The 13,600-nt window shown below is 42.2% G+C and carries 10 protein-coding genes; 5 read left to right on the plus strand and 5 right to left on the minus strand.

The window, feature by feature from the left end; translation table 11 throughout:
• Together F6J99_RS17210 and F6J99_RS17215 are read right to left on the minus strand one after the other, a co-directional pair.
• Positions 1–734: hypothetical protein (locus F6J99_RS17210; RefSeq protein ID WP_293113960.1), on the minus strand; the 734-nt coding region annotated here is incomplete at its 3' end.
• Between the two features lie 359 nt (positions 735–1,093).
• Complete coding sequence (locus F6J99_RS17215) at positions 1,094–2,476, minus strand: aminopeptidase P family protein (protein WP_293113961.1); 1,383 nt, start codon at positions 2,474–2,476, stop codon at positions 1,094–1,096.
• A gap of 458 nt (positions 2,477–2,934) precedes the next feature.
• Here F6J99_RS17215 and F6J99_RS17220 point away from each other — a divergent pair, with 458 nt between their 5' ends.
• Complete coding sequence (locus F6J99_RS17220) at positions 2,935–3,399, plus strand: ABA4-like family protein (RefSeq protein WP_293113962.1); 465 nt, start codon at positions 2,935–2,937, stop codon at positions 3,397–3,399.
• Here the strand turns inward: F6J99_RS17220 and F6J99_RS17225 are convergent.
• Positions 3,377–3,529: a hypothetical protein gene (locus F6J99_RS17225; protein WP_158517381.1), complete on the minus strand. Its 153-nt coding sequence runs from the start codon at positions 3,527–3,529 to the stop codon at positions 3,377–3,379. The two genes, F6J99_RS17220 and F6J99_RS17225, sit on opposite strands and share 23 nt — an antisense overlap.
• Before the next feature lie 366 nt (positions 3,530–3,895).
• On the opposite strand from F6J99_RS17225, the gene F6J99_RS17230 reads away from it, so the two are divergent.
• From F6J99_RS17230 to F6J99_RS17245, 4 genes are all read left to right on the plus strand, one after another.
• A complete protein-coding gene (locus F6J99_RS17230; protein ID WP_293113963.1) occupies positions 3,896–6,337 on the plus strand; it encodes a dynamin family protein in 2,442 nt (813 codons plus the stop codon).
• 88 nt (positions 6,338–6,425) lie between these two features.
• On the plus strand, positions 6,426–7,295 hold the full coding sequence (locus F6J99_RS17235) for a hypothetical protein (protein WP_293113964.1): 870 nt from the start codon (positions 6,426–6,428) through the stop codon (positions 7,293–7,295).
• 129 nt (positions 7,296–7,424) lie between these two features.
• Positions 7,425–9,725 carry a dynamin family protein gene (locus F6J99_RS17240; RefSeq protein ID WP_293113965.1) on the plus strand — a complete coding sequence of 767 codons (2,301 nt, stop codon included), beginning with the start codon at positions 7,425–7,427 and terminating at the stop codon, positions 9,723–9,725.
• 413 nt (positions 9,726–10,138) lie between these two features.
• Positions 10,139–11,170 (plus strand): alcohol dehydrogenase catalytic domain-containing protein, encoded by a 1,032-nt coding sequence (locus F6J99_RS17245; protein ID WP_075901836.1) that lies wholly within the window; start codon positions 10,139–10,141, stop codon positions 11,168–11,170.
• Positions 11,171–11,386: 216 nt separating this feature from the next.
• On the opposite strand, the gene F6J99_RS17250 is transcribed toward F6J99_RS17245, so the two are convergent.
• Together F6J99_RS17250 and F6J99_RS17255 are read right to left on the minus strand one after the other, a co-directional pair.
• Positions 11,387–12,016 (minus strand): CAP domain-containing protein, encoded by a 630-nt coding sequence (locus F6J99_RS17250; protein WP_158069703.1) that lies wholly within the window; start codon positions 12,014–12,016, stop codon positions 11,387–11,389.
• Positions 12,017–12,155: 139 nt separating this feature from the next.
• Positions 12,156–13,319 carry a 5-(carboxyamino)imidazole ribonucleotide synthase gene (locus F6J99_RS17255; RefSeq protein WP_293113966.1) on the minus strand — a complete coding sequence of 388 codons (1,164 nt, stop codon included), beginning with the start codon at positions 13,317–13,319 and terminating at the stop codon, positions 12,156–12,158.
• Positions 13,320–13,600: the final 281 nt, after the last annotated feature.

Raw genomic sequence — 13,600 nt, forward strand, 5'->3', positions numbered from 1 at the left:
AAATCAAGGAAAAAACGGTTGAAAGAATAACGAGTTCTAAAGGGATTAGGTGCGCCGTGTACTTGGAGACTTGTTCGCACGGTGCTTAGGGGGCGAAGCGGGGGTGACCCCGCCGACCTACCCGATACTGATTCTTCCATAATTTCCTCGGATAAAAATCGACGGACTAAATCTTTGTCAAACCGCAAACCAGCCAGTACATCCACACAGGCCGCTAGGGTTCCTCGTTGACCTTGTTCTTCAATTCTATCGACTTCAGCAACCACTTGCTCTAACAATAGATTAGGCCGATTACTCCTAGCTAAAGTTGCCAAGGGTAACAAAGCCCGATTGGCCAACAGTGGTTGAGGGTCTTGCTCCCACAGACGAATAATTCTATAACGGTGCCAGGTATTAATATCCCTAAACTCGTTATTGAATACCAGATCTGAGGTCGTAGACTTGAGAAAAATTACCACCTGCTCAATCGGACATCGGTACTTGCGGTGTAGTCTGACCCAATAGTCCAACATCCGAAATGGTAATGGTGGCTCGGATGGGGGTAAGGTTTGAAATTCTAGGTGCAGAATTTGGTTTGTACTTTGGAGTAAACTCAGAGCATCAGCTTGAATTGGTTCAGCACTCAATTCGGTTTTAAGTACCTGAATATCCCGAGGTTCTTCACCCAATAGCCAATGAAAAAACTCCGATGGGTATTCTTCGGCTAAGTATTTACAAATATTGTCGTACGCCAAGGCAAATTGTTTAAATTTAAGACTATTTCAGATAGCGATGCAGCGCGGTCTTGGGGGTTTCCCCCATGAGCGACTGCATCAAGACACTGTAGTGAATCTGAGCTAAAAAAGTGATCGCACCCGGATCTTGTTTATTGATTCAAGTTATGATATAAGAGCACTCATGATTTAGATAAGATCTAAAAAAGACCTGATCTAATCAGGTCTTATCAAAATTATTTCTCTCAATGTAATACCACCATGCAAGCATTCAGCCGCCAGCTGATAGCTGTTCGCGTAGCGTGCGCGTAGCGCTTAAGCTGATAGCTGATAGCTGATAGCTATCAGCACCATTAACCCGTTCACCCACACCCGAAAACTTATTCTCCCCTAACCAAATCCTCAACTGCTTCTAGATCAGTCGGTAACCCAGCGGTCAACACCTCTGCTCCTGTCTCGGTAATCAACACATCATCTTCAATCCGAATCCCCCGCACATCATCAAATTTTGCCAATCTATCCCAATCCACCACATCTTTGTAGGTTGACCGTCGCTCCGGGTCATTCAAAATCCCTGGAACTTGATAAAATCCTGGTTCAATTGTGACCAACATCCCTGCTTCCAAGGGTCGGTCTAGTCGCAGGAAGCCCAAGCCAAAGCGATCGCTTCTTTCCCGTCCTGGTGCATAGCCTGCCAAATCCCCTAAATCTTCCATATCATGGACATCTAATCCCAGCAAATGACCAACACCATGGGGAAAGAACAAAGCATGGGCATCCATTGCTACTAAATCCGAGATGTCTCCTCGCAGAATCCCCAAATCTATCAATCCCTCAGCCATCACCCCTGCTGCTGTCATATGAATCTCTCGATATTCCACCCCAGGGTAAAGATTCTTGATACAGAAATCATGGGCTTCTTTGACGACATTATATATATCCCGCTGAGTAGGGGAAAATTTACCAGTCACCGGCCAAGTGCGGGTAATATCCGCCGCCCAACCCATAGCCGTTTCTGCTCCTACATCTGCCAGCAGTAACTCTCCCGGTTGCAGGGAATGGTGATACTCACCATTGTGGAGCACTTCCCCATGAACGGTAACAATACTTGTGTACGCACGGGTCATATTATTGGCAATAATTACCCCTTCCATCGCTCCCCGCACGTCTGCTTCCCGTTTAGCCTTGGGAGTAGCTGCCATTCCCGCTTTATGAGCAGCTATCGAAACCTCAGCGGCTTGGCGCAACTCCGATAATGCCCCCTCGTCATGGTATAACCGTAGGGATATAATGGCTTTCGCTAAATCCAAGTCAATCCCTTCTGGAGCATCAGCGGCTCCCACAGGACGACCTAATACTTCCCCTTGTTGGCTGTAAGTAGTGGGATTTTGAACAGCAATGGTTGCTGCTCCCTGAGAATGCGAACGCAATTCTGAAAGGGGAAAAACCCCATCAGCCCCAATCATCTCAGCAATTTCCTCAGGTGAAGGCACTTCTCCGTGCCACAACGCACTTCCAGAGGCTGGCTTATCCATGAATAAATCCAGTTTGCCATCATTGAGGCCAATTACCGCATTAGTTAGGGGTAAACCAGCAAAATACAAGAAGTGACTGCTAGCCCGAAAAGGGAACGAATTGGCTCGGAAATTCCGAGGACTAGGATGTCCAGACCAGAGAATTACTGGAAAATCCACCAGCTGAGCCAGCTTTTGACGCCGTTGCTGTAGTCTAGTGGCTAGAGAGCCGTCTTGGTTGTTAATCATCGGATTTATAGTAATTTATTAAGTGTTGAAGGTTAACTGTTGAATTGTTATACCGTAAATTCCACAGGTCTTGTGGAATTTGTTCAAAATTATCCCCAGGATCTACCTGAGAGTAAGATGCTGCCAGTGATCGGTTTAGGATTAGCAATGGCAAGGTTCTTGGTCTAACCAACATCCAACTCTGGAAAATGAACCTGAACAGATTAACACAACAGATTAACACCACAAATTAATCCGAACCCATCATCTCCAATCCTCTGGGTAAAACTTATAGAAGTTCTCAGACTCATTAGCTAAACAAGATTTTTTCCCACTCCCCATGCTCTTCACCCTACTCCCTGCTCCCTACTCCCTACTCCCTACTCCCTACTCCCTGCTCCCTATTCCCTAAAACCCAGAAAAACTTCACCCAATTTATAATTGCTATAGTAAATAGTTGAAATCTTAAACACAGAAATATGGTGATCACTCAACTGTTTAATATTGCCAATGTCTTCGTTTTGCCCTTTTGGATACTGATGATTTTCTTGCCAAATTGGGGCATTACCAAGCGAGTAATGGAATCCTATCTTCCCTTCGTCGCTCTAGCAGGTTTATATATTTACCTATTTATTAATAGCATTACACCAGAATCCGCCCAAGCCTTATCCAATCCTCAGTTAGCCGATATTGCCCGTTTCTTTAGTGACGAAACCGTTGCTGCTACTGGCTGGATACACTTCCTAGTTTTGGACTTGTTTGTAGGGCGTTGGATTTATTGGCAAGGGCAACAGGCTGGGATTTGGACTATTCACTCCCTAATTCTGTGCTTATTTGCAGGACCCATCGGACTACTTTCTCATATTATTACCGCTTGGGTTAGCAAGAAATCCACTTCAGATACTCCCTTAGACCCTGAAACTACCAGTCCATCACAGACATAATCAGCAGGTTTGGATGTCGGTTGTAAACATAGGTATTGCTTAAAAAGGCAAGAGGCAATAGCGATGCAGCGCGGTCTTGGGGGTTTCCCCCATGAGCGACTGCATCAAGACGGCAAAAGGCAATAGGCATTCATGCAAAAGAAACCCAGGCGTAACCCTTCCTGAGAGAGGCTACGCCTGGGTAAAGTTTTATTGTCCAATAACAAAAGACCATACAAGTTTACATCTCGTACAGGAAACCCTATACTCTATCATCACCAATAATCCAATAGTAATTTCTTCATTGTCCTTACCTGGATTCACAAATATTTCATTTAGCCATTTACCTTGACAGTCTTATATTAAGTTAGGGTAATCTAAGATTAAGAGCTATTTAAAAACTAACTAAAAGCTTAAGTAAAAAGAAATAACCCCTATAGACTGTTTTCGGCTACTTTTAAGGTCAGAGTAGTTTCTATACCATCGTTACAACTCAACACTAAAGGCTTTGAGCATAATGAGAAGCAACATCAAAAATATTTTTGAAGCTGTTGAAGAATCAATCAATAATATTAATAAGGAATGGTGTAGTTTTCAAGATAAAATCCGTGAGCAGCTACCCCCAGACTACCATACTGAACTCGAAGGTTTAAACCTCGAATTCCAGATAGCGGTAAGTGCATTAGTGAAAGAACTTAGTGAACCGGTTCTTACCTTAGCGACAACCGGGACAACTAGCAGTGGTAAAAGTACCCTGGTTAACTTCTTGTGTGGGGCAGAAATTGTCCCAGTTGCTGTACAAGAAATGAGTGCAGGGGTTGTAACTGTAGAATATAGTGAAACCAAATCTCTGAAAATTGATCAAACTCCAGGGGCACTTTGGGAATGTGGAGAATGGAAAAATCTTACCGACGAAGACATTTATGACCGTTTAGACCAAGTCATGAAGTCCTATCTTCAAGCTAATCGAGACGGAAAAACCAGTGTTGCTTGTCCACAAACAAGGATATATTACCCTTTCCGGCTTGTAGCCAATCCTAAACTGCTTGATTTGCCTGAAAAAACCAAAGTGCGAATCATGGATCTTCCCGGTTTAGCTCATGTGGGCGATGAAGGGAATGGCTCTGTGATTAGAAAATGTAAAGAAGCCTTATGTATAGTTACCTATAATAGTGCAGAAACCGATAGACAAAAAGTTAGTAACTTACTCCAAGAAGTTGTTGATCAGGTCAAAGAACTAGGAGGCTCACCAGCCCGGATGCTCTTTGTGCTGAATCGGATTGATGAGTTTCGTAAAGACCAAAACTGGCCGGATAGTGAAAGAGAGTTTTTCAAAAGAACTGTTCACGATATCAAACAGAAGTTAACTAAGGATCTGGAAGAGTATCAAGAAGATATTAGTGCTTTACAAGTTATAAAAATGAGTGCATTGCCAGCGCTATTGTCAATACAAATGAACAGTGCTAATCAACAAAAAAGTACTCAAGCCTGTAGAAAAATTGACAGTATGTTTAACTTCTTAATTCCAGAAGATATTATAGAAGATTTACCCAGAAAAGTAGAACGATGGGAACACCATGAGCGTCACCGTGTTGCCAAGACGGTTTGGGAAGCCTCTTACGCAAAAGAATTTCACAAATATCTGAAAGAGCATATCGATCAACATTTTCCACAATTAGTTATTCCACAAATTATAGACCGATTTAAAGCTAAAGCAGGTAATGCAGTAACAGAGTGGGCTATACAAACCACTTATGCTTTCATTAATAGCTCAGAAGAAGACTACCAAAAAGAATGTAATAATATTTTCCGAATTCAGCAAGACATTAGTCAGTTTATTTTACAAAAAGCTCAAGAACTAAGAGGCCCTTTTGAACAAATTGAAAATGCTCTAAAAGGTTTAATGGAGGAAAGTAACCAAATCCCTTCACTAGAGCAAGAGTTACCCGATCCTAGAGCAAGAGCAGATCAGATTATTGCCCGTATTATTGGCGAACTAAGAGAAAGCTCTTATCAAGAGCGTGCAGACAGCTTAGTTCCCCTTTATGGATGGCGAAAAGCCATGACAGAAGGGGTAGAGGAAATATTGGAACCTGTAATTGAGTCTTTGGATAACGGCAAACTCTGCTTAAACAGTAAAACCCTTCAAGCTGCTAATCCAACCATGTTTAATCTTTTAGAAAGAACAATTGACGATTTAATTGACTTAGGGTATTCTCCTGAAGTAGCTGAGAACGGCAAGGAGATCGAAGCACGTACGAACCAAGAAAAACGTAATCTTAGCAAGCTCAATGATAAGTTGAATCAATTAGCTGATATCTTAAAGCTTTTGATCAATGAAGCAGTAAAAAAAATATTAGAGCGAGAAATGAGGAGAGTGCGTGATGCTTTAGAAACCTTGTTGAATGCTTACTTATCTATTCTGGAAGAAGGAATGAGCACTATTGCCCCTAATATAGGAATTAGCTTTTCCAGGTTACAATTGGTAAAAATCGACATTGAACTTGAGCCAAGCTTTGAATTTAAAGCAGGATTTCCAATTGTAGAAGGTACATGGTTAGACTATGTTAAAGTTCCGAAATATAAAAGAGACTGGTGGTCTCTCTGGCTTTATGAAAGAATAGTATATAAGAAAAAAATTAAAAAACGCTCTAGTGATAATGCTCAGTTACCAAAAACTGAAGACATGCTAAAAGGATGGCTACTGCAAAAAAATCAGGCAGAAGTAGAAATTTATAGTCAGGTCGCCCATTGGTTTATATCTCAAATCAATAGCTTTATAACTGGAGTTGAGTCTTATCAAAAAGAAATTGTAGACCGTTATCAAGAGCGGCTCGACAAAGCTCACGATCAAGCTACACTGTCTCATCAACAAGACTTATCGATCTGGAATCCCCTACAACTGGAAGCTAAACAACTTGAGGATAATATTAAAAAAGCTGGAAAAGTGCTGAGGTAGTTTATCTTGATTTTGTAAGCTAATAAAGTAACCTGTTTAAGTTACTAATTTTCAGGATTAGGTTTAGCATAAAGAGTACGGCAATGACATGATTCAAGACTACCAAGACCCCCTAAAAATCTATCAAGAGAAGTTCAAGGAAATTTATGCGGCTATTAAAAATCGTGACCGGGGGTGTCTCTATGCAGCCATCACTTATCTAGACCCAGATAATAGTGAAGATATTTGTCACTATTTTGGCATAGATAAAAATTCGACTCTCAACAAGGATATTGAATTTTGTAAACCTTTCTTGTCCAGTCCAATCAAAGATTTATCTATATTTCAAATTCCTTTACTAAAGGAATTCGCAAAAATGAAAGAGGAAGCGGAGCGTCAAGCAGTGGAATTTGCTAATTTTTTTGCCCCAGTTAAAGATAATACCGAAATTTTGACAGGGATAATTATTGTAGCTTTCATACTTACTGCCTTATATATTGCAGTTAAACAATCAGAGCAAAGACGCAAATTAAATAAAACTAGAAATATAAGGGAGACTCAAGTAAAAGGTAGAGACCGATATTTAGATTACGCTCAACCTAGACTTACTGGCTTATCAAGAAAGCCTTCTGTTTTGTGCTTGGTTGTTCCTTCTTATCAATTCAGTGGATTGAATCCAGGTCTTCAGATTCCTTCAAGTCGTGTTAAAGAACTTATCTCCTCTGCATCTTATTTTTTTTGTGATGGTTCAGTCCAAGCTATTGACCAAAAAGTAAATCTTAATTTTAGTGGAAGTAGTATCAATTTTTATAGTGAAGAATATGCTTATATCCAGCTCATAATTCCTGAAGGTGAAGATATGATTCGTCAGGATACAAAATACAGTCTGAAGAAGAAGCTACCTGATGGTGATGCTAAAATCAATAAAATTGCTCGTCTTATTAACCTAGATGGTTTAGAAAATTTTATTTCTGCTTAAGTAATTATAGCAATTCTGTTTCCCATGAGGTACCAATAGATCCCCCTAAATCCCCCTTAAAAAGGGTGACTTTGAGGTTGCTTACTGTACCTCATACATGCCATAAACGCTATAAAATAGATTGGAAAAATGGATTGGAAAACTGCTTCATCCTATTATGAAACTCGTTTGGGTGACGCTTTAACTGTGCTGCGCCACGCCGTTGATTTAGCCAGGCTTCCTCAAGCAGGAGTTCCTGCTCACCTCAAAGAGGTTCTTTTAGAAGAAGAAAAACCTGCTCGTCGTCAGCTTGAACGGTTGAAGAAGCGAGAATTTAGGATTGCTGTTGTGGGCTTGGAAAAGGCGGGAAAAAGTACCTTTGTCAATGCCTGGTTAGATTGTGATTTACTGCCAGCAAAAGCAGGACGTTGTACTTTTACAACGACACAAATTTATTCCGTTGAACAAGATTCTCAGCAAAGGCTAGAAGTTGAGCCTAAAACTGAAGAAGAATTTACCCGTCTGTTGGATGAGCTGGAGTCAGAGTCTAAGAGTAATTCTAAGCATAGAGATGGAGCAAAACAAGATTTAGAGACAATCCGAAACTATCAAGACACCTTAAGACAAGTTCGTAGCGAAGGTCGGAAAACTATCCCATTTACTCGCCTTGAAGACATTAACAAAGACCTTAACAAGTATGTTGCTGATGAGCAATACGCCCATGCAGTATTAGAAGCTAGACTGTATACCAATAAACTCGTCCAAGCTGAAGGTATTGTTTTCTATGATGTGCCTGGATTAGACTCAGGTTTAGCCAAGCATATAGAGGAATCTAGAGAAATGCTCTCAGATTGTGATGCTGTGATTGTCGTGCAGCAATTTTCTAGTATTCGGGGTGCAGAACTTCAAATTCTTGAGTTTACTGAGCAGGGTGACAAGAATGTAAACGTTGGAGATAAACTGTTTGTTTTCTTGAGTCGGATTGATCAGTTTGCTAGTCCAGCAGCTCTTCAAGACCATCTGGATGTAGCATCAAAAGATTGGTATCGACGAGCACAATTACCTCCTCAGCGAATTGTCCATGGTTCAGCCGGAGCTTATTTAGTCTTAAATGGTTTGGCTAATGAACAAACATTCAAATGCGTTGGCAGTCCGGAATCAATTTTAAATAAGCTTAAATCTCTGACAGGTATCGAAGATGAGGAAGCCTTAAGACACGAAGCGACTGGTATCCAGGAAATCAAGGCTCGCATTACTGATTATATTGATAATGAACGGGTTACTGTTTTAGAAAAACGTTGTGATGCTTTAATCACCACAATACTAACAACATCAAAAGAAATTTTTGATATCGTTAGTAAGCGATATCCAGATAATCCAGCCGAAGCCAAGCGATTACAAGAAAATCAACGTCGTATTGAGTTTTCCCAGTGGTGGGAAGAAAAGTGGAAAACCATTAAAGCAGACCTAAGCGACTATTATAATGATAATATTCGCAAGTCTACGGCAGAAGAGGAAGAATCGCTCACCTCAGATGTCGTAGAAAAATTTCGGTCTCGATATCTCCAGGATATTGAAACCAAAATTGAAGAAATCAAGACCGATAACGAACAAAGAAAACAGCGAATATTTAAAGAAACTCATTCTGGTGTATTTGATGCTAAAGTAACTGACTATAGCTGGCGTAAAGAACTTTCTGCTACCATTAGCACCCTCTTAGGAGATATTGCTCATAACCTTGCTCTAGAAATCAAGGAAGAAGCATTAAAGTTAGTTGACTATCTGACCACGTTACTCTGGAAAACTAAGGAATTAGAGCAGCGACTAATTGGTAATCCAGAGCAGTTTGTGGAAGTCTTAAGTCGAAGTTTGACGGCGTTATTTCTTCGTTTTTCCCGTCCGGTTGCTGACTCCTTAATTCCTGGCCCTTTAGGGAGTGAAACTCGTAAGCGTATTGTCAAACGACTGGGAGCGGATATCGAACTAGTCGATAATTATTACAATGGTGAAGAAAAGGCTTTCAGCGTGCTAAGACGATATGTAAATCGTGGGTCAAAGTTGCTCTATGATCCCAAGATGCGCCATGAGCTATTAGGTATTCGTGACGTCTCTGGGGATGTGCCACCAAAACCTACAAATTCAGCGGAGGAAGTGATATTGGAACTTGAAACCGATCTCAAAGCCTTTGAAACCTATTTGCGTTCGGCTATTTTTGAAGCCGCAGGGTTTGGGCAATTTTGCCTACAGGAACTGGATGAATTGCGCGATCGCTTTATTCGATATGAAGCCGTGTGGCGAGGAGTAGCCCAGAATGAATGGTTAGAAGAAAATCCCTTACTCATGGCTGAAATGCCCGATCATTTAAAGGCTCACGAAGTTAATTTAGAAGTTAGCGATCGCTTACGCCAGTTATCTACTGCTTTAGCAAAGGGAGTAGGGAGTAGGGAGTAGGGAGTAGGGAATTTGTAGGGTGGGCAAAAAGCGATGCAGCGCGGTCTTGGGGAGGCAGTGCGGTCTTGGGGGTCTCCCCCGGAGACGAAACCTGATTACGTTGAGCCTTTATGGTTGGTAGGCTATGCAGAAAAGGGGTAAAACTTATTGATTAAGGCTCAACTGTCTTACGGTAACTTCTAACCATGAGCAACTGCCGTGGTTTCCCCCACTCGCTATTGCATCAAGACACAGTTTGGTTCTTTTGATAATTCTAGATTAGATTACTTTGCCTACCCTACTGCTTAAATGTCAACTATGTCGGGGAAATTATTATCCAGGACTCACCTCTCCCCTCCAACCTGCGCAATGTAGGTAATAGAAGTAAATTTGAGTTACTATCCAAAAAATACTATGGTCAGAGGTAATTCATATTGCTAGCAGCATTACTCTACGGTCAAGAAAATTTGCGCTTGGAAGAAGTCCCTTTCCCCACAGCTGCCGCTGGTGAGATTGTGATTAAAGTTGGGACGGCAACAACCTGTGGTACGGATCTCAAAATATGGCTTCGTGGTGGTCATCCGAAAATGCCACAACCTCCCATATTGCAGGGTCACGAAGCTGTCGGTGAAATTGTCTCCCTAGGAGAGGGAGTTACAGGCTGGAAAATTGGCGATCGCGTAGTGGCCAACAACTCTGCCCCCTGTATGAACTGTTTTTTCTGCCACCGCCGGGAGTATTCCCTGTGTCCCAATTTAGTCTTCAACTATGGTGCTTTCGCTGAATACCTTAAAATACCATCACCAATTGTAAAACACAACCTCTTAGCTGTACCTGATGATTTAGATAATGCTCTCGCATCCATGACAGAACCCCTTGCTTGTGTGTTGCATGGGGTAGCATGTTCTAATATTCAACCTGCTGACCGGGTAGTAGTTATAGGAGATGGTGCAATTGGTTTGATGTTCACAGCAGTAATAGCTCAGCAATCAGCAGCAGAGGTGTTTCTCTTTGGGGGTCATGATCAACGGCTGCAAATTGGGGAAAAATTAGGAGCATCTCGAACTTTTAACTATCATAATTTAAGTGATGTACCAGCATCGGTGCGAGACTTAACTGATGGTTGGGGGGCAGATATAGTAATTGAAGCAACTGGTATACCTACTGTTTGGGAAACTGCGATCGCTTGTGGACGTCCTGGTGCCACTATTAACTTATTTGGCGGCTGTCCTCGGGATACCACAATTACCGTCAGTACCGAACAACTACATTACAATTCCCTGACCCTCAAAGGGGTCTTTCACAACACACCAACCTTTGTGCGAGAGGCTCTATCTCTGTTAGCGAGTCGAGTTATACCTTTTGAACTACTTATAAGTTACTATCGTCCCCTAAAAGATTTAGAGCAGGTGTTTGAAAACATGAAGAATCGTCAGGCCATCAAAGTCGCAATTGAACCAGGGTAGTAAAAGATTAACAATAGACAACAAAGACAAGCCAAGTATTTTTTACTTTTTCCTTTTTGCTTTCTTCTCTTTACCTCCACTGCCAAAGCCTTACCGGGTGAGAATACTGAGACAGTTGCTGCCTGGATCAATGCTCATCCTACCCTAAGACTACTGCTACGGCTTGAACTTTCGGGCGCGACCCGCCCGCTTCACTAACCAGTGGGGCAGAGTAAATTAGTTAGCTGAACAAAGACCGTTGCTAGCAGTATAACCTGACGGACAACTTGAGGCGATTGTCCCAGCTACGTAAGGCTTTTGACCCCTATAATTTCCTCCTTGAGCATAGTTGCAAACTACTATAGCTACATTGTTCCAGTTAAGACCCACTAAGCTAGGACATTTTGTTCTGCCGCATCCAAGGTATTCAGTGTTAGCCCAGACCACTTGAGTGTAATGACCTGTGACTCCGCTACTGCTATTAGTAGCATAGTCATAATCTTTCACTTCACTATACCAGGAATCAACTGGAGCAGTCGTTTGATGATTCTGGTTGGTTGTGAGGTACAAGTTTTCCCCCACGTAAGAAAACTCACCTCCTACCTGTTGTGTACGGTTCCTGTTATGTCCCCAAGTACATTTATCAGCATAGTTTTGCGCTACTCCAGCCAATGTATTATTCCATTTGAGCTCTCTCATATTTGATGCTGTGGGTTGAACCTGTCTCCGGTACTGATTATGTGCATCTAATAGTTCTTGTTGTTCAGAGCTAGATAGAGAGGCATAGGCAGGATCGGAAGGTATTGATACAAAGGCAGCAGTGGTGATCAATACACCGACAAGGATGATCGCGAGTTTTCTGAGCATAGTCATCATTATTAATTATCTTTTGAATTAAGAATGTAGAATGCAGAATGCAGAATGTAGAAGTCTCAATTCTTAATTCTTAATTCTTAATTCTTAATTCTTAATTCTGACAAACAAGCGGCTAACTTTCAACAGGATATTAATCGTACCAAACCGATTCAACCTTATCAATTACCTCTTCTACCGAATTCCCATCACTCAAAACCGTGACATGACCTAACTTACGTCCTGGGCGGGATTGAGTCTTACCATACCAATGGACAAACGCCCCTGGTAAACTGGCTAAGGTCTGCCGTTTCTGTTGGTAATCATCCAGAGAAGATTCATAACCCAAAAGATTCACCATGACTGCACTGGGACAATGCATCTGTGGGCTACCTAAGGGTAAACCCACCACCGCTCGCAGTTGCTGCTCAAATTGAGAAGTTTCGCAAGCATCAATGGTGTAATGGCCGGAATTATGGGTACGAGGGGAGACTTCATTAACCAAAACCTTGTGATTGCTAGTGAGGAATAACTCAATCCCAAAGACTCCCACTACCTCTAAACTAGTCAGGAGAGTTTTTGCGATCGCATTCACCTCCGCCACGGTATCTGGGCTAATCTGGGCTGGTGCAATCACTCGCCGACACACCTGTTCTTCCTGCTGAGTTTCCACCACCGGGTAAACCACCACCTGCCCATCTACAGAACGGGCAGCCATTACTGCCAACTCCCGTTCAAAGGGAATAAACTCTTCTAGCACCACAGGCTGATTCCCTAACTGGTTCCAAGTTTCCTGTAAGCTATGACTGTCTTTAATAATAAACGTACCCTTGCCGTCATAACCTTGGCGTCGCGCTTTCAGCACTAGAGGAAAATCTAACTCACTCAGGTTGATTGGGGTTCGAGAAGAGGTTAGGGACTTTAATTCCTGCTTACTCACCTCCCCCTCCAGACTGATGAACTCTGGCTGGGGTAAACCAATCCGTTCGAAATAGCAGCGTTGGTGATATTTATCCAACAGTGGCGCTAAAGCTTCTAGTCTAGGGTAAAAGCAAATTCCCCGCTTTGCCAGACATTTCAGAGCATCCAGGTTAATAAATTCATTCTCAAAGGTAATCACATCACAGCGAGATGCCATTTGCTCGGTAGCTACCCCATCATCAATAGCAGCAAAGACAGTTTCAGCAGCAACACAAACAGCTGGATCAGTAATATTAGGAGTTTGAACCACTAGCCGAATACCCAAAGACTTGGCAGCCATTGCCATCATCCAGGCCAGTTGTCCGCCACCAATTACACCTACTCGTTTAATAGACATCCCAAAGACTCACAAGCGCAACACCAGTTTTCAGGTGCACCTTCCTCTAGCAAACAGTTATCAAATTTGAACACCATCCAGCATACCATCGCTCAAGTCAGCCCGATCAATCAAGACTGTTGACCGTTGACCATCAACAGTCAACAGTCAACAATTTATATCATGTCAGGATAATTACCCTTAACAAAAATCTGCTCTATCTCCCCATCTCCCCATCTCCCCATCTCCCCATCTCCCCACCCTCCCCTAGATGATAGGTATTCAACCAAACTTGATATTAC

Origin of the sequence: Moorena sp. SIO4G3, assembly GCF_010692305.1 — a bacterium.
GTDB classification, from domain to species: domain Bacteria; phylum Cyanobacteriota; class Cyanobacteriia; order Cyanobacteriales; family Coleofasciculaceae; genus Moorena; species Moorena producens_A.